Annotated in this window: 14 protein-coding genes; 8 read left to right on the forward strand and 6 right to left on the reverse strand. The window is 62.9% G+C overall.

Translation table 11 applies throughout. The annotated features are described in order from the left end of the window. Positions 1-79 precede the first annotated feature (79 nt). Positions 80-1,501, forward strand: a complete 1,422-nt coding sequence (locus ACTORR_RS27695; RefSeq protein ID WP_054885418.1) for an undecaprenyl-phosphate glucose phosphotransferase — start codon at positions 80-82, stop codon at positions 1,499-1,501. 38 nt (positions 1,502-1,539) lie between these two features. Beyond that, complete coding sequence (locus ACTORR_RS27700; protein WP_313364338.1) at positions 1,540-3,192, forward strand: phosphoethanolamine transferase; 1,653 nt, start codon at positions 1,540-1,542, stop codon at positions 3,190-3,192. Here the strand turns inward: ACTORR_RS27700 and ACTORR_RS27705 are convergent, their stop codons facing one another. Then, on the reverse strand, positions 3,193-4,137 hold the full coding sequence (locus tag ACTORR_RS27705; protein WP_054885417.1) for a LysR substrate-binding domain-containing protein: 945 nt from the start codon (positions 4,135-4,137) through the stop codon (positions 3,193-3,195). It abuts the gene before it with no gap. Between the two features lie 146 nt (positions 4,138-4,283). Here ACTORR_RS27705 and ACTORR_RS27710 point away from each other — a divergent pair, with 146 nt between their 5' ends. Continuing rightward, positions 4,284-5,660 (forward strand): L-serine ammonia-lyase, encoded by a 1,377-nt coding sequence (locus tag ACTORR_RS27710; RefSeq protein WP_441344095.1) that lies wholly within the window; start codon positions 4,284-4,286, stop codon positions 5,658-5,660. Positions 5,661-5,771: 111 nt separating this feature from the next. On the opposite strand, the gene ACTORR_RS27715 is transcribed toward ACTORR_RS27710, so the two are convergent. The 4 genes from ACTORR_RS27715 to ACTORR_RS27730 form a co-directional block, all read right to left on the reverse strand. Continuing rightward, a complete protein-coding gene (locus tag ACTORR_RS27715) occupies positions 5,772-6,449 on the reverse strand; it encodes a DUF3313 domain-containing protein (protein ID WP_099814039.1) in 678 nt (225 codons plus the stop codon). Between the two features lie 205 nt (positions 6,450-6,654). After that, positions 6,655-7,950: an NAD(P)/FAD-dependent oxidoreductase gene (locus ACTORR_RS27720; protein WP_262109478.1), complete on the reverse strand. Its 1,296-nt coding sequence runs from the start codon at positions 7,948-7,950 to the stop codon at positions 6,655-6,657. A 14-nt stretch (positions 7,951-7,964) separates the two neighbouring features. Further along, a complete protein-coding gene (locus tag ACTORR_RS27725) occupies positions 7,965-9,053 on the reverse strand; it encodes a polyamine ABC transporter substrate-binding protein (protein ID WP_054885414.1) in 1,089 nt (362 codons plus the stop codon). Positions 9,054-9,121: 68 nt separating this feature from the next. Continuing rightward, on the reverse strand, positions 9,122-10,480 hold the full coding sequence (locus ACTORR_RS27730; protein WP_054885413.1) for a glutamine synthetase family protein: 1,359 nt from the start codon (positions 10,478-10,480) through the stop codon (positions 9,122-9,124). Between the two features lie 183 nt (positions 10,481-10,663). Between ACTORR_RS27730 and ACTORR_RS27735 the strand changes: the two genes are divergently transcribed. Together ACTORR_RS27735 and ACTORR_RS27740 are read left to right on the forward strand one after the other, a co-directional pair. Continuing rightward, positions 10,664-11,563: a helix-turn-helix domain-containing protein gene (locus ACTORR_RS27735; protein WP_313364336.1), complete on the forward strand. Its 900-nt coding sequence runs from the start codon at positions 10,664-10,666 to the stop codon at positions 11,561-11,563. A gap of 183 nt (positions 11,564-11,746) precedes the next feature. After that, positions 11,747-13,660: an AAA family ATPase gene (locus ACTORR_RS27740; RefSeq protein WP_313364335.1), complete on the forward strand. Its 1,914-nt coding sequence runs from the start codon at positions 11,747-11,749 to the stop codon at positions 13,658-13,660. A gap of 122 nt (positions 13,661-13,782) precedes the next feature. Here the strand turns inward: ACTORR_RS27740 and ACTORR_RS27745 are convergent, their stop codons facing one another. Beyond that, positions 13,783-15,168: an aldehyde dehydrogenase family protein gene (locus ACTORR_RS27745; RefSeq protein WP_099814043.1), complete on the reverse strand. Its 1,386-nt coding sequence runs from the start codon at positions 15,166-15,168 to the stop codon at positions 13,783-13,785. Between the two features lie 107 nt (positions 15,169-15,275). Here ACTORR_RS27745 and ptrR point away from each other — a divergent pair, with 107 nt between their 5' ends. The 3 genes from ptrR to ACTORR_RS27760 all read left to right on the forward strand — a co-directional run bounded on the left by ptrR (position 15,276) and on the right by ACTORR_RS27760 (position 17,412). Continuing rightward, on the forward strand, positions 15,276-16,142 hold the full coding sequence (gene ptrR, locus ACTORR_RS27750) for a putrescine utilization regulator PtrR (protein ID WP_054885458.1): 867 nt from the start codon (positions 15,276-15,278) through the stop codon (positions 16,140-16,142). Positions 16,143-16,202: 60 nt separating this feature from the next. Continuing rightward, positions 16,203-16,655 (forward strand): hypothetical protein, encoded by a 453-nt coding sequence (locus ACTORR_RS27755; protein WP_054885409.1) that lies wholly within the window; start codon positions 16,203-16,205, stop codon positions 16,653-16,655. 235 nt (positions 16,656-16,890) lie between these two features. After that, positions 16,891-17,412 (forward strand): acyloxyacyl hydrolase, encoded by a 522-nt coding sequence (locus ACTORR_RS27760; RefSeq protein WP_054885408.1) that lies wholly within the window; start codon positions 16,891-16,893, stop codon positions 17,410-17,412. The last annotated feature ends 2 nt before the right edge of the window (positions 17,413-17,414 follow it).

Consider the following 17,414-nt stretch of genomic DNA (forward strand, 5'->3'; position numbering starts at 1 on the left):
TCAGCTACCTGAGGTGAGTTTCCATCGCTTCGTTGTGATGGTCAGGCTTTTGCCACACACAGTTCAGTGAGGCCTTACGATGGTGTTCGAACCCAGAAGCAGTCGGTCGTTACTCCAGCGAAGAAGTAGCGTCAGCAACGCCGTGCAAGCCGGCCTTGATGGGATTGCCGTCACCAGTGTGGCGTGGTACCTGATCTACGACCAGTTTGGCTACATCACCTCGGACTACGTGATCATGCTGCTGTTGCTGATTGGCGCGCTGGCGGTCATTTATGACCACTACGCCATCTACCGCAGCAATGTGGGGCTATCGGTAAAGGCCTTCCGGCTGTTCAAGGCCTGGTCGGCGACGTTCTGTTTCCTGGTGGTGATCGCCTTCCTGACCAAGCAGAGCGAAACCTATTCACGTTTGCTGGTCGTTCAACTGTTTGTCATCGGCTACATCGTCCAGCTGTTCCTGCACGTGGCCATGCGCGAGCTGCAAAAGCGCTTCACCGCCCATGCGCGGCTGGACAATGCCTTGATCATCGGCAATGGCGACCTGGCCAACTTCCTGTATCAGAAGATCAGCAACAACCCGTGGTTCGGCGAGCGGGTGATGGGGTGCATCTGGGTCGATCAGGAAGAAGATCAGGCCCGCGAGGGGCAGGATGCAAAGCTGCGCCTGCCCGTGCTGGGCAGCATTGCCGATCTCGACGAGATCATCGCCCAGCATGGCATCCGCACGGTTTACCTGGTTACGCCCCTTGGCGGGTCGGCAGTGATTCAGGATGTGTACCTCAAGTTGCTCGACAAGTGCATTGCGGTCAATTGGGTTCCGGACATCTTCTCGCTGCGCCTGATCAACCATAGCGTGCGCGAAATTGCCGGGATCCCGGTGCTGACCCTGTCGGAAACGCCGCTGACCGGGACCAGCCTGTTCCTGAAGAACCTGGAAGACCGCGTGCTGGCCGCGCTCATCCTGCTGTGCGCCTCTCCGGTGTTGCTGGCGGTCGCGTTGATCATCAAGTTCGACAGCCCCGGGCCGGTGTTCTTCCGCCAGGACCGTACCGGCTGGACCGGGGAATCGTTTCGTATCTGGAAATTCCGCAGCATGCATGTGCATCAGCCGGAAAACGGCGTGGTCGAGCAGGCGCAGCGCAATGACCCGCGCCTGACCCGGGTCGGAGCGTTCATTCGGCGCACCAGCCTCGATGAGCTGCCGCAGCTGTTCAACGTGCTGACCGGCGACATGTCGCTGGTCGGCCCGCGCCCCCATGCCTTGCAGCACGACACGTTGTACTCGCAGGACATCGTCGATTACTTCGCCCGCCACAACATCAAGCCCGGCATGACGGGCCTGGCGCAGGTACGCGGGTATCGCGGGGAAACCAAGGATATCGAGCAGATGATCCAGCGGGTCAATTCGGACATCGAGTACATCAACAACTGGTCGTTGTGGCTCGACTTCGTGATCCTGGTACGAACCCTCAATGCCTTCACTGGCAAGCAGGCTTATTGACGCCGCAGGCCAGCGGGGCGGGGAGGGGCATCATCATCTTGTCCGCGGGAGGAGCCGTTATCGCCAGGCTGTTGAAAGCCGAGTGGCCCTCGCTGCTGCTCTGGGCCTTTCTGTTTTCGCCGCAATTCGCCAGGCTGTTGGCGGATTGCCAATGCGCGAAAATCGACCTGCTGGTCTTATACACCTTTGCCATTTCGTTGCTGTGGCTGCTGGCAATCCGCTTCATATCGGCCAACCCGTTCAGGGTGCATGTGCTGCTGTTGCCGTTCTACCTGCTGGCGAGCATCGACCTGTTCGTGGTGCTGAACTTCGGTTCGCGGCTGACGGCGGCCTACCTGTACATTGCCTTGACCAACTACAAGGAAGCGACGGAATTTTTCGCCACCTACTGGCGCTCGATCGCTGCGACCTTGGCGGTGTTCGCAGTGTGCTACGGGGTGGGCTTGGCCGGGCTTCACGGCCGCCGCCAGCACCGCAACAAGGCCGTGCTGGCGCTGGCGCTCGGTGGCTTGCTGCTGGGCTATGGGGCTTATTTCTACAAGACCGTCACGCTCAACTCACTGAGCAAGGGCGCAGTACTCGACCTGTTGGCGAAAGACCAGAGCACGCCCGTAGGCTACCTGTCGCAGCTCGGCCTGACGGCGGCGCTGTATTGGGAATCCAAGGGGTATATCCAGCAACGCATGGCGGCGCAGGTGAATATCACCCGCATCTCCGACCAGGCCGACATCGAGACGCTGGTGTTCGTCATCGGCGAGTCTTCGCGCCCGCACAACTGGTCATTGTACGGCTACCCGAACAGCACCACGCCCCACCTCGATCAGCAGCCCGGGCTGTTCAAGCTCAAGCGCATGTGCACCACCGCGCCTTACACGTCGGTTGCCGTGCCTTCGCTGCTCAGCCTGTACCCCATCCGCGACTGGGACCTGATTGCATCGAACAAGTCGCTGGTCGGGATCTTGCGTGCGGCCGGCTACGACACGTACTGGCTGTCTTCGCAGGAGGTCGACAGCTTTGGCGGGATCATTCCGCAGATCGCCGCAGAAGCTCACTACCGCCAGTACCTGGAGCGCAGCTATGACGGTGCGCTGGTGCCGGTCTTGCAGCAGGTGCTGGGCAAGGCCGATAGGCGCCGCCAGGCGATATTCATCCACATCAAGGGCAGCCACTTCGAATACGCTCGGCGCTTCCCAGGCGACTTCGCCCGGTTCAAGCCGGCCAGCGGCAGCCAGAAAGACCGGATCACGGCCGATTACGACAACTCGGTCCTGTACACCGACTGGCTGCTGTTCTCGATCATGCAAACGCTGGCGGCCAGGCACAAGAAAGCACTGCTGGTCTACGCGTCGGACCATGGCGAGAACCTGCTGGATGACAGCCGAGAGCTGTTGGGCCACGGCATCGGTAACCAGTACGACCTGTCGACATCGGCGTTTGTCTGGTCCAGCGGCAACCTCTCGCCAGAGCAGATGGCTAAACTGGAAAAGTTGAAGGCCAGGGAGGACCAGCAGGTCAGCATCGGCTCGCTGCCGCATATGCTGCTGAACATGGCCGGGATATCCATGCCTGGCTATGACAGCAGCCAGGACTTGCTCAGCGATGACTACAAGCCCTCGGAGTGCCCACACCTGCTCGCGACCGGCTTTGTGCCGTCGTTCGACTTCGACATCAAGCACATAGCCGTCGAGTGATCAGGCCGGTAGCGTCAGCGGGTGCAAGGCGCGAAAGCCTTGCGCTTCTTCCACCAGCCAGTCATGCACCGCTCGCGCGCCCGGCTGGTTCAGCCCGCCTGGGGGGTAGTGCACCATGTAGCGCTTGTGGTTGGCAATCGGGTGGCCAAACGGCACGATCAAGGCGCCGCGTTCGAGCTCGTCATTGAGCAACGTGCGCCGGGCAATCGCCACGCCGACGCCGGCGATCGCCGCTTCGATGGTCAGGTGGTTGCGGTTGAAGGTATGCCCCCGGCGCACGTCCAGCCCGCCGGCGCCGATGCCCTCCAGGTAAAACTCCCACTCCGCATATTCCGAGCTGCCGCGCCAGGCGGTGATGTCGTGCAGCAGCGGATAATGCGCCAGGTCGGCCGGGCCATGCAGCGGTGGGCGACCACGCAGCAGCGCAGGTGAACAGACCGGGAAGATCTGTTCGTCCAGCAAAGGCGTCGACAGCATGCCCGGGTAGCTGCCGTCGTTGAGGTCGATGGCCAGGTCGAAGTCGCCGGGGTGCAAGGCATGGGCGCTGTCTTCGGCGACCAGGCGCAGTTCGATGTCCGGGTAACGCTGCTGGAAACGCGGCAATCGAGGGGTAAGCCACTTGGCCAGGAACGACGGGATCGAACGCAGGCGCAAGGTACCGCGGATTTCACCGGCATCCAGGCGCAACAGTTCGGCCTCGATGCTGCCATAGGCCTCGGTGACCGTCTGTGCCAGGCGCTGGCCCTCGGCGCTGAGCTCCACACCGCGTGCCCGGCGCAGGAACAGCTTGTAGCCCAGGCGCTCTTCCAGCTGGCGCATCTGTTGGCTGACAGCACCGGGGGTGATGTGCAGTTCGTCGGCACAGCGGGTGAACGAAAGGTGCCGCGCTGCGCAGGAGAAGACATGCAGCCAGACGAACAGCTGGCCATTGAGTTGTCGTCGCATCGTTTAGTGTCGCTAAAGCCTTGCTTAGGAAGTTTCGTTGGTCATCGGTCAGTGATCGCGGCAGTATCGCGCAAATTGGCAGTACCACTCAATTTTCTCAGACAGCCGTGGGGCACAGTACCGCGCCGACACGGTCAGGCATTAGTATGGCTATCAGTGTTTTCGACCTTTTCAAGATTGGCATCGGCCCGTCCAGCTCCCATACCGTAGGCCCGATGCGGGCAGCGGCGAGCTTTGCCCAGGCCTTGCGCGAACAGGGCTTGCTGGCCCAGGTGCAGCGCATCGAAGTGCGCCTGTACGGCTCGCTGTCAGCGACCGGGGTAGGCCATGCCACGGATCGCGCCTGCCTGCTTGGCCTGATGGGACAATGGCCGGATCGTATCGACTCGGCCACCATCGAGCCGCGCATCAGCCAGTTGCTGCAGGAGCAGTGCCTGATGCTCGATGGCAGCCATCCGCTGGTGTTCCAGTATGCCCGCGACCTGCTGCTGCTGGACGAAAGCCTGCCATATCACCCCAATGCCATGACCCTCGAGGCCATGGGCGGGCAGGGTCGTCTGTTGCACCAGACCTACTATTCCATCGGTGGCGGTTTCATCGTCGAGCAGGGCGAGATCGATGCGCCTCAGGCGCAAGACAATGCGGTCCAGCTGCCGTACGAGTTTTCCAGCGCTGCAGAGTTGCTGGCACTGTGCAAGGCCAACCAGCTGAGTGTGGCGCAACTGATGATGGCCAACGAGTGCGCCTTGCGCCCGCAAGCCGAGGTGCGCGAAGGCCTGCTGCGTATCTGGGCGGCAATGCGCGATTGCGTCGACAACGGCTTGCGCAACGAAGGCATCCTGCCCGGCGGCCTCAACGTCAAGCGACGTGCCGCACGACTGCACCGCAGCCTGCAAGAGGCTGGGCAGCCGAATGTGATCGGTTCGACCCTGAGCGCCATGGAGTGGGTCAACCTGTTTGCCCTGGCGGTCAATGAAGAAAACGCCGCTGGCGGACGCATGGTCACCGCGCCCACCAATGGCGCCGCCGGCATTATCCCGGCTGTGTTGCACTACTACATGAAATTCAACCCAGGTGCCTGTGACGACGATGTGGTGGCGTTTCTGCTGGCCGCCGCCGCCGTCGGCATCCTGTGCAAGAAGAATGCATCCATCTCCGGCGCTGAAGTCGGTTGCCAGGGGGAAGTCGGCTCGGCCTGCTCGATGGCCGCTGCGGGGTTGGCCGAGGTACTGGGTGCTACACCGCCGCAACTGGAAAACGCCGCCGAGATCGCCCTGGAGCATAACCTCGGCCTGACCTGCGACCCGGTCGGCGGGCTGGTCCAGGTGCCGTGCATCGAACGCAATGCGATTGCTGCGGTAAAGGCGATCAATGCCGTGCAGATGGCCCTGCGCGGTGACGGCGAGCATTTCATCTCGCTAGACCGGGTGATCCGCACCATGCGCGACACCGGCGCCGACATGCATGCCAACTACAAGGAAACCTCGCGGGGTGGCCTGGCGGTCGCATTCGTCGAATGTTGATTGGCGTTTCGCCGGCAAGATGCCAGTGCCTGCCTTGAATTGGGCGTGAGGCGTAAATCGAGCGCCGCGCGGGCGGCGCTCGATCTGTGGTGTACACAGGGTACCTTGACGCTACTTGCCCTTGTTCTTGAGGGTGACGAAGCTGGCGCGCATATCCTTGGCCCAGCCGTCGAGAACTGGCTTGACGTCGTTCAGGGTCAGCTTGGTCTTGTCGTTTTCCAGCTCCTTGCCGGTACCCTTGCGCACAACCTGGGCCAGTACCTTCTGGTTGCCGCCGTCGAGGAAGGCCGCTTCGACACCGACATCCACTTGCTGGTCGCGGCCACCCATGGCGGTATTGACGCCTGCGGAAATCAGCGCGATCGGGATGAATTCGTAGGGTTTGAGGCTTTCATTGCTGGTTGACACCGCAGTGATCGCCGGGCGTACCACAATGGTGCCCGGCCCGGGCGCCTTGGCCAGGGTCAGCACGCTGCCCATTTCACGGCGCAGGGCATCGTTGAAGTAGCGGGTGATTTCATTCAGCGTCTGCTGGGAAATGACCGCCGTCGCCTGCGGCTTGGGGTAGAACTGGCTCGGCTCGATGAAGACTTGCGAATACTGGTTGATATTGACTTTGGGGTCGATCCAGCGCATCACCGATGCACCCGATGGACTTTTCGCTTCCTGCAGGCGGCTGTAGTCCTTGAGAAAGCCGGAATAGTCCTTGGGGTCCACGCGGTTGCTGGAGCAGGCGGCCACAGCGAGCAAAGCGGCGCACAACAGGGTAACGCGGGGCAGGGATTTCATGATGGTTTTGCATCCATGATGGGTCGGCCAGAACAACGCTAGCAGGTGCTTGGCAGATGGCCAGTGAACGTTTGAAAACCCTTGAGGTCTTGCCTGGTGTTTTATGGTTGTGCATGTCTTGAAAACTGTAGTGCCTTTGACATCGAGCGCCGCGCGGGCGGCGCTCGATCTCAAGCACGGCCCAGCTTCCAAGGCGTACGCCCTGTTACCCGAGCGCCTCGCGCAACCGATACCACAACATCCCCAGCGCCAGCAGCGGCGAGCGTAGCGCCTTGCCGCCCGGGAACGTCAGGTGCGGCACCGCGCTGAACACATCCAGCCCCTGGCTCTGCCCCAACGCGATACCTTCTGCCAGCAGCTTCGCCGTCCAGTGGGTTACGTTCAGCCCATGCCCGGAATAACCTTGGGCATAGAAAACGTTGGGGTGCTGGCTCAACCGCCCCACTTGCGGGAAGCGGTTGGCGGTGATGCCGATCATGCCGCCCCACTGGTAGTCGATGCGCACGTTGGCCAGTTGTGGGAACACCTTGAGCACTTTTGGCCGCATGTAGGCCGCGATGTCCTTGGGGTCGCGGCCGGAATAGTGGCATGCACCGCCAAACAGCAGGCGGCGGTCGGCAGTGAGGCGGTAGTAGTCCAGGCCGACTTTCTGGTCACACAGGGCCATGTTCTGCGGGATCAGCGTGCTGGCCACGGCTTCCGGCAGCCGCTCGGTGGCCACCACGTAACTCCCGGCCGGCAGCACTTTACCGCTCAGCCGTGGCTCCAGGTCGTCGAGGTGGGCGTTGCAGCCCAGAACCAGGCTCTGTGCCCGTACTTTGCCGCGTGCCGTATGCACGGTCACGGTCGGGCCATGCTCGATGCGCAGCACCGGGCTCTGCTCGAAGATGCGTACTCCCAGGCCATGGGCCACGCGTGCTTCGCCCTGGACCAGGTCGAGCGGGTGCAGGTGGCCTGAACCCATGTCCACCAGGCCGCCGGCATACTGGTCACTGGCGACGATTTCATGCATGCCATCGGGCCCGACCAGGCGGGTTTGGGGGCGGTAGCCCAGGCTGGCCAGGTCTTCCTGTTCAGCCTTGAAGGCAGCGAACTGTGCCGGCGTATTGGCCAGTTCGCAGAAGCCCCAGCGCAGGTCGCAGGCAATCGCGTATTGCTCGATGCGGCGAGCGACCAGTGCCACCGACTCGATGCCGGCCTGCTGCAGGTAGCGCACGCCATCCTGGCCAACGTAGCGGGCAAAGCCGCTGACATCATGGCCGATGCCGCGAATCAGCTGGCCGCCGTTGCGCCCGCTGGCGCCCCAGCCGATGCGACGGCCCTCCAGCAGCACCACGCAAAGCCCGCGCTCAGCCAGTTCCAGCGCGGTGTTGACCCCGGTCAGCCCGCCGCCGATTACGCACACGTCAGCCGTCAGTTCGCCGTCGAGGCAGGGGTAGGGCGCCGCGTTGCGCGCCGTGGCGGCGTAGTACGACGCGGTATGTTGGGTATCGAAAGACATGATGCGTTCTCGGTTCAACGGTTGGACTTGATCTTGCTCCAGGAGCGGGTCATGACCCGCATGATCTTCGGGCTCGGGGTACTGGAGATGTACAGCTTGTCCAGCACTTCCTGGGGTGGGTAGATCTCCGGGTTGTCGACCAGTGACGTGTCCATGTAGGCCTGGGCATCCGGGTTGGCGTTGGCGTAGCCGACCGTGGCGCTGACCTTGGCGATCACTTTCGGGTCAAGCAGGTAGTTGATGAACGCCAGGGCCTGCTCAGGGTTCTGCGCATCCTTGGGGATTGCCAGCAGGTCGAACCACAGGTTGCTGCCTTCCTTTGGAATGCTGTAGGCGATCTTGACCCCGTTTTTCGCTTCCACGGCCCGGTTGGCCGCCTGGAACACGTCGCCGGAATAGCCGAAGGCCACGCAGATATCACCGTTGGCCAGGTCCGAGACGTACTTGGAGGAATGGAAGTAGGTGATGTACGGGCGCAGTTCGAGCAGGCGCGCTTCAGCCTTGGCATAGTCGCCCGGTTTTTCGCTGCGTGGGTCCATGCCCAGGTAGTTGAGCATTGCCGGGAACAGCTCGTCGGGTGAATCCATGAAGGCCACGCCGCATTGCTTGAGCTTCTTCAGGTTCTCTGGCTCGAACAGCGTTGCCCAGGAGTCGATATGGTCCACACCCAGTGCGGCCTTGACCTTGTCGACGTTATAGCCAATGCCGTTGGTTCCCCAAAGATAGGGCACTGCGTACTGGTTGCCGGGGTCATTCTGCTCGAGCTGCTTGAGCAGCTTCGGGTCCAGGTGCTGCCAGTTCGGCAGCTTGCTGCGGTCCAGTGGCAGGAACGCACCGGCCTGGGCCTGGCGGGCCAGGAAGTGGTTGGAGGGCACCACCACATCGTAGCCGGTGCGGCCGGCGAGCAGCTTGCCTTCCAGGGTTTCGTTGGAGTCGAACACGTCATAGACCACCTTGATCCCACTGCTGGCCTGGAAGTCGGCCAGGGTCGTGTCACCGATGTAGTCGGTCCAGTTGTACACGCTGACGCTGGGCGTGGCCTGTGCGGCGGCGCAGAACAGCAGGGCGAAGGTAGCGGGGATCAGGGCTTGCAGATGACGCATGTCGACACCTCGTTGGTCTTGTTCTTTGAGTTCGGTGCAAGGGAGGGGCGCTTGGCGCCCCCGGAGAATCACACGCTCAGCAGCAGGAACTCGCGCTCCCACGAACTGATGACGCGCTTGAAGTTTTCATGCTCGGCACGCTTGACCGCGACGTAGCCCTGGACGAACTGCTTGCCCAGGTAGCGCTGCACGGTTTCGCAGTCTTCCATGTGCTGCAGCGCATCCTCGATGGTGATCGGCAGCCGCAGGTTGCGCCGTTCATAGGCACGGCCCTGGACCGGCGCGCTCGGCTCGATCTGCTCGACCATGCCCAGGTAACCGCACAGCAGGCTGGCGGCGATCGCCAGATAGGGGTTGGCGTCGGCGCCCGGCAGGCGGTTCTCCACGCGCATCGCATCGGGGCTGGACGTTGGCACACGCAGGCCGGCGGTGCGGTTTTCCTCGCCCCATTCGACGTTGACCGGTGCCGAGGTGTCCGGCAGGAAGCGACGGAACGAGTTGACGTTGGGTGCGAACATCGGCAACAGCTTGGGGATGTACTTCTGCAGGCCGCCGATGTGGTGCAGGAACAGTTCGCTCATGCTGCCATCGTCATTGGCGAACACCGGTTTGCCGGTGGCAATGTCGACCACGCTCTGGTGCAGGTGCATGGCGCTGCCTGGCTCGTCGGTGATCGGCTTGGCCATGAAGGTGGCGGTGACGTTGTGCTTGAGCGCGGCTTCACGCATGGTGCGTTTGAACACGGTGATCTGGTCGGCCAGGTCCAGCGCGTCGCCATGACGGAAGTTGATTTCCATCTGCGCCGGGCCGTCTTCGTGGATCAGCGTGTCGAGGTCCAGGCCTTGCAGCTCGCACCAGTCGTAAACGTCTTCGAACAGTGGGTCGAATTCGTTGGCGGCGTCGATCGAGAACGACTGGCGCCCGCTTTCGGCGCGGCCCGAGCGGCCCAATGGCACTTGCAGGGGCAGGTCCGGGTCTTCGCAGCGCTGGGTCAGGTAGAACTCCATCTCTGGCGCGACGATCGGCTGCCAGCCTTTGTCGGCATACAGCTTGAGCACCTTCTTCAGCACGTTGCGTGGCGACAGCTCGATCGGGTTGCCCTGCTTGTCGAACGTGTCGTGAATGACGATGGCGGTGGGTTCGATGGCCCACGGGATCTGGTAGACGGCCGTCGGGTCGGGGCGGCAGACCATGTCGATGTCGGCTGCATCGAGCAGGCTGTAGTAAATGTCGTCATCGACGTAATCGCCGGTGACGGTCTGCAGCAGCACGCTTTCTGGCAGGCGCATGCCGCGTTCGTGAAGGAACTTGGCGGTCGGTGCGATCTTGCCGCGGGCGATGCCGGTCAGGTCGCTGATCACGCATTCGACTTCGGTGATGCGGTGTTCTTTCAGCCAGGCGGACAGCTGATCGAAGGGGGCGTTCATACAGACCTCTTGGTTGGGTTTTTTTGTGGGAGCGGGCGGGCCCGCGAAAGCCGTTGCAGGGTTTCGAAGGCATTGCGCTTCCCAGGTGACACGCTGGAGACTATCTTGAGCGCAGGCCCGCAAAGCCATCTATCCACTTTCTTCTGCGATCAATGCACCAAAAGAGTGCAACTAGGACAATGCGTGACAACGCCTAATGCCTTGCAAGTCCAGGCCTTCCACACCACGGATGTGACCGAACAGGTACGCGCCACCCCCGGTTGGCAGCAGCAGTACCGGCAGATGTCGCCAGGCCATTTCAGCGGCCAGCTGCGCTGCCTGGGGCTCGATGGAGTGGAGGTCTACGAGGAGCGACTGAACACACGTGTGGAGCAGTTCTTCCGGGCACCGAGCGGTGCGCTGGCGTTCTGTTTCGACCAGAGCGAAAACAGCCTTTACCTGCTCAATGAGCAAAGCCGCAATATCTGGATCACACCGGAGAACTATCAGGAAGTGGCCGTGGTGTTCGACCAGGCCTTTCTCGCCCGTCATGGCCTGGACCCACAGCGGCTCGAAGGGTTGTTCATGGTGCCGCTGGGCAGTGGGCAGAATGCGCTGTTCGGCAGTTGGCTGAGTGCCACCTTGACCCGCCTGGGCGAGGCCGATTGCCCATTGCAAGGGCAGGCGCTGGCCGAGCAGTTGCTCGAAGATTGCCTGTTCATTCTCGACAACGCCTGCCAGCGCTTGCAAGGCGGGGCGCTGGGGCGGCGCGGCGAGGAGCGGGCGATCATGCAGCGGGTCAGCGAATGGGCGGCAGATTGCCCGGATGAGACCCTCAATCTGGTCGAGTTGGCCGAGGTGGCCGGTGTGTCGCTGCGCCAGCTGCAGCAGGCGTTCAAGGCATTTACTGGGATGCCGCCGGCGCACTGGCTGCGGTTGCGTCGGCTCAACGGCGCGCGGCGGGATCTGTTGCGCGGCGGTGAGGTGACCGTTGCGGAAGTGGCCATGCGTTGGTCATTCTGGCATTTGGGAAGGTTTTCAGAGAGTTACCGGCAGTTGTTCAAGGAGTTTCCGAGCGAGACCCTCAAGCGGGGCAGGGGCTGAGTTTTTTGTTGTTGCAACTGGCCTCTTCGCGGGCGCGCCCGCTCCCACAGGTTCGTCACTACCCTCAGACCTGGTGATTGTCTCTGTGGGAGCGGGCGTGCCCGCGAAGGGGCCGGTACAGACAACCCAGCATTCCCATTGGAAAATTGCTATCGTGCCCGGCAGTTTCCACCCGAGGTCCCGATGTTCTACCTGCCTTTGCCCAGCGACCAGGCCGACAGCCTGGCCAGCGTGCCCCCCGCCACCGACTTCTTCCCGAGCGCCAGCCTGCTGGAAGCTGCCGCCGTGCTGTTCGTGCAGAACCTGCCACGCCAACCGGCCAGCGCCTCGGCGGACACACAGGAGCGCCGCTTCGCCGAGATCGTGCGCATCGCCAATGAAGTCGAAGCTGCAGCCCCAGGCCGCTTCCAGCGGCAGGTCGCCCAGCACTTCGACCGCGAGGCGTTCGCCATGGGGCTGGGCATGCTCGGTGAGAATGGCGTCGCCCTGGTGTCGGCCGAAACCGAGTACCAGGCCGACGAGTTCCAGGACGCCGAAGGCCAGTGGAATTTCCAGTTCGCCGACAGCTATCGCCAGCGCGTCACGCCGCTGCACCCGGTGTACCTGCCGTCACTGGCCAGTGACCTGATGCTCAGTGACCAACAGCACCGCCTGCTGCGCGAGTTTGTCTGCGGTGTCGACGAATCGGTCGCCGTGCAGGGGTTCGCCGGCACCGGCAAGACCTTCCTGATCCACCAGTTCGCACGCCTGCTTGACCCTCAGCGCACGCTGCTGCTAGCCCTCACCGAAGGCCAGCTGCGGGCCTTGCAGGCACGGGTCAGGGATGCCCAGGCCTACACTGCGCTGACCTTCGGCCAGTTGGCCGACGAAATTCTCAACCGTGACCTCACCAGCAATGGCTGGCGCCTGCGCGACCCGTACCGCACCAAACTGTCCTGGCGCCCGCAGGAGGCGCAGGTGGTGCGCTGGTTGAACATCCCCGACATCGGCCCGCTCGCCGCGCGCGATGTGGTGGCCCTGTGCGTCAAGGCCGTGCGCAGCTTCTGCCGCAGCGGCGACAGCCAGTTGCAGCTGCATCACCTGCCCTGGGCCGGGCCTGGCACCACGCCGCTGGACCAGGAAGTGCTGCTGGAAAAGGCCCGCCTGTACTGGCAGGAGCTGGTCCGCCCGTCAGCTCGCGACATCCAGCTGCCGGTGCGTGACTACCACCGGGTCAAGCTGCTGTCATTGACCGCTGAGGTGATCGACAGCCGCTTTAGCCACGTCATCGTCGACGAGGCCCATGAATTGTCCGCGCCGATGCTCTCGGTGCTCGACCGCAGCCCGCAGTCAGTCATCGCGCTGGGCGACGAGCTGCAGAACCTCAATGGCCTGAGCCCCCACCATGGCAACTTCATTCGCCAGCGCTACATCGACCACTCGCTGCGCGCCGGCCCCGCCATGGACGGCGTGCTGAACCCGTTGATCCAGGCACACCCGGCGACGATCCAGGCGGCCTTCAGTGGCAGTGCCGAGCATTACACCCGGGTGAGTTTCTTCGACACGGTGACCGTGCCTGAGCAGCCAACCGCCTTGATCGTCGATGACGAGTGGGGCCTGTTCGGCTGGTTCCAGCGCCTGACCCATCAAGGGGTGCCTTTCGTGCTGCTGCAAAGCGCGCGCAAGGACTTCGAGCTGTTCGTCGAGGATTGTATCGAGCTGTACCGCTATGGCACCCGGGCGCGCCACCCGATGTTGTTCCGTTACCCCAGCTGGCAGGCGCTGGAGCAGGACAAGGGCGACGACAAGGCCTTTGTCGCCGTGGCCGGCATGCTGCGCAAAGGCTATACCCCGGAGCACTTTGCCAAGGCCAAGAGCCGTTACCGCTGGGACAAGGCGCCAAAGCTGTTCCTTGGCCGGGTGCGGGATGTGAAGAACATGGAGTTCGCCCGGGTGATGGTGTCGCCGGAGCTGATGGTGGCGCCTGGCACGGCAGGCAATCGCAACGACCGGGCGCGGCTGTTGGCGGGGCTGTATACCGCCTGTTCGCGGGCGCGGCATGAATTGATCGTGCCGGGGGGGATGCTGGACTGGGTCAAGGACCAGGCCCGGGATTGATGTTGCTGGGGCTGCTTTGCAGCCCTTTCGCGACACAAGGCCGCTCCTACAGGGAAACGCGATCCCCTGTAGGAGCGGCCTTGTGTCGCGAAAGGGCCGCAAAGCGGCCCCAATACCTGGAATCAGTTACGATCCAGCCAGACAGTCTGGGCATTGGTGAACTCGCGCACCCCAAAGTGCGAGAGCTCACGCCCGAAACCGCTCTTCTTCACGCCACCAAACGCCACACGGGGGTCGGACGCGCAGTAGCCGTTGATGAACACGCCACCGGTATCCAGCGCGGCAGTCATGCGCTCGGCCAGCGCATAGTCGGCGGTGTAGATGGTCGAAGCCAGGCCGAACTCGCTGTCGTTTGCCAGCTCAACCGCATGGTCGGCGTCACGGGCAGTGATGATCGCTGCCACTGGCCCGAACAGCTCCTGCCTGAAGGCAGTCATGTCCGGGGTGACGTTGGCCAGCACGGTGGGTGCGTAGAAGTTGCCAACCCCTTCGACCTTGTCGCCGCCCAGCAGCAGGGTGGCGCCTTCGGCCAGCGTCGCCTGGACCTGGCCATCCAGCTCGTCGCGCAGGTCATAGCGGGCCATCGGGCCGATGTAGGTGTCGTCTTCCAATGGGTTGCCGACTTTCAGCTTGCGCGTGGCTTCGACGAACTTGTGCGTGAATTCCTCGACGATGCTTTCTTCGATGATCAGGCGCTTGGCGGCGGCGCAGACCTGGCCGGTGTTCTGGTAGCGACCGATCACGGCGGCCTGCACAGCGGCGTCGATATCAGCATCAGCCAACACGATGAACGGGTCGGAACCGCCCAGCTCCAGCACGCATTTCTTCAGCGCGGCACCTGCCTGGGCACCGATGGCCATGCCCGCGCGCACGCTGCCGGTCAGGGTCACGGCGGCGATGCGCACGTCGTTGATGGCGCGAGTGACGCCGTCCGGGGTGACGTTCAGCACTTCGAACACGCCTTCAGGCAGGCCGGCGTCCTTGAACAGTTCACCCAGCAGGTAGGCGCTGCCCATCACGTTCGGTGCGTGCTTCAGGACATAGGTGTTGCCGGCCAGGATCGCCGGCACGGCGCCGCGCAGCACCTGCCAGACCGGGAAGTTCCACGGCATCACGGCCAGGATCGGGCCCAGTGGGCGGTACTCGATGCGGGCTTTCTCGACCTGGGTCGGCTCGGCGGCGAGCATCGCCGGGCCGTGCTCGGCATACCAGCGGCACAGGCCGACGCACTTGGCGACTTCGCCACGGGCCTGGGCGATCGGCTTGCCAATTTCACGGCTGATCATCTGGGCGAAGGCTTCGGCCTTGGCTTCGAGGGTGCTGGCCAGGGCGAGCAGGTACTCGCTGCGCTGACCCAGCGACACTTGCCGCCACTGGCCGTAGCCAGCCTTGGCGCGTTGCAGCGCCGCTTCCAGTGCGGCGTCGGTGTCGAAGGGATAGGCGCCAATCTGCTCGCCGCTGAACGGGTCGACGGAGATGGCGTGGGTCAGGCTGCTGATCGCACTCATGGCGGGTCACTCTCGTTGTTGTTACTCGGTGACGCCAGACTAGTGGGCTATGGCTTTAATGAAAACTGAATAATAATGAGCGAAACATTCACGTTTGGAGAATGACTGTGGACCTGGTGCAACTGGAGATCTTCAAGGCCGTGGCCGAACAGGGCAGCATCAGCGCCGCCGCCCAGCATATCCATCGGGTGCCCTCGAACCTGACCACGCGTATCAAGCAACTGGAGGAAGACCTGGGCGTCGAACTGTTCATCCGTGAGAAGAGCCGCCTGCGCCTGTCACCGGCGGGTTGGAACTTCCTGGAATACACCCGGCGCATCCTCGATCTGGTGCACGAAGCACGGCTGACCGTGGCCGGCGAGGACCCCCAGGGCACCTTCGCCCTGGGTTCGCTGGAGAGCACCGCGGCGGTGCGCATTCCTGCGCTGCTGGCGGCCTACAATCAGCGCTACCCCAAAGTCGACCTCGACCTGTCCACCGGGCCCTCCGGGACCATGCTCGAAGGCGTGCTGGCGGGGCGCCTGGTGGCGGCTTTCGTCGATGGCCCGGTGCTGCACCCCACGCTGGAAGGCATGCCGGTGTTCGAGGAGGAGATGGTGATCATCTCGCCCCTCAACCACGCCCCGGTCACCCGTGCCCAGGACGTCAACGGCGCGAGCATCTATGCCTTTCGCGCCAACTGCTCGTACCGTCACCACTTCGAGAACTGGTTTGTCCAGGACCAGGCGGTGCCCGGCAAGATCCACGAAATGGAGTCGTACCATGGCATGCTCGCCTGCGTCAGCGCCGGTGCCGGCCTGGCCATGCTGCCGCGCAGCATGCTCGACAACATGCCTGGCTGCAGCACGGTCTGCGCCTGGCCGATGCAGGAGCAGTTCCGCTACCTCAAGACCTGGCTGGTGTGGCGCCGGGGCACGGTTTCGCGCAGCCTGAGCATGTTCGTGAAACTTCTCGAAGAGCGGCGGGCGGCGTGAACATCAGCACGGTGTGAGGTCAAACATCAGGTAAGCCATCTCCTTGAGGAGGAGCTGACCATGCGTAACCATCACCATGCTGTGGGCGCCACGTTGCTGATCGCACTGGCGCTGCCCTGGACCCTGGCCGCTGGCGCAGAAGTCGACGACCACAACGCGCCGATCGACATGCAAGCCGTGCAAGTGCAGCCGCAGGAGCAGAATGGCGTGCGCTACCTGGCGGGCGGTATCGGCCAGGATGAGGCCAATGCCATACGCCGGACCCCGGGTTATGACCTGCACGTCGAACTGTCGACCGGTGCACACGGCCAGTTCGAGAGCGGCGCCGCAGTCGACATCCACAATGCACAAGGCAAGTCCGTGTTGAGCCTGCAGGATGCCGGGCCGTTGGTCTATGTCCAGCTGCCACCCGGCCAGTACCAGGTCATCGGCCAGGCGCAGGGTACAACGGTCCAGCAACGGGTCACGGTAAACGGCAAGACGCCTGTCACCGCAAGCCTGAACTGGCATTGAGCGTCCACGACGGGCGGAGTACATCTGTACTCCGCCTCGGCGGGGACCTGCCGCCATCAGCAGCTGGGGCACTACGGGTAAATTCAAGCAATGCTGGCAATTCACTTTCAACTTTCTGATTATCTGGACAATAATCAGAAAAGTATTACGCCGTGTGACCGGCTGCACCGTTCACCGCAAAAATCGAGGGGCCCTAGCCCCCACTTGCCCGTGTGACCATCAGGAGAAGTCATTGATGAAAACCCGTCTTGCCAGCACGCTGGCCGCCGCCCTATTGGTGCTCGGGGGCACCCCTCTGGCCCAGGCCGCAGAAATTTCCGGCGCCGTGGGTGCCACTAGCCAGGGCGACATGACGTACCGTCTCGGTATGGCGTTCGACTGGGACAAGCAGTGGATGAAAAGTGACATCGGCTTTGTGACGGGATATTGGGATGCGGCCTACACCTATTGGGAAGGTGGCGATGCCAGCGGCGCTCACTCGCTGTCGTTCAGCCCGGTGTTCACCTACGAGTTCAGTGGCTTCACCTACACCCCGTATGTCGAAGCCGGCATCGGCCTGGCGGCCTTTTCCAAGACCGATGTGGGTGACCAGCACCTGGGCTCATCGGTCAACTTCGAAGACCGCATCGGCTTTGGCCTGAAGCTGCCGGGTGCGCAGAAGGTGGGGCTCCGTCTGATGCACTACTCCAATGCCGGCATCAAGCAACCGAACGACGGTATCGAGTCCTACTCGCTGTTCTACAGCAAGAGCTTCTGATG

It is taken from the genome of Pseudomonas sp. SAR267 (genome assembly GCF_052077595.1).
Lineage (GTDB): Bacteria > Pseudomonadota > Gammaproteobacteria > Pseudomonadales > Pseudomonadaceae > Aquipseudomonas > Aquipseudomonas vlassakiae.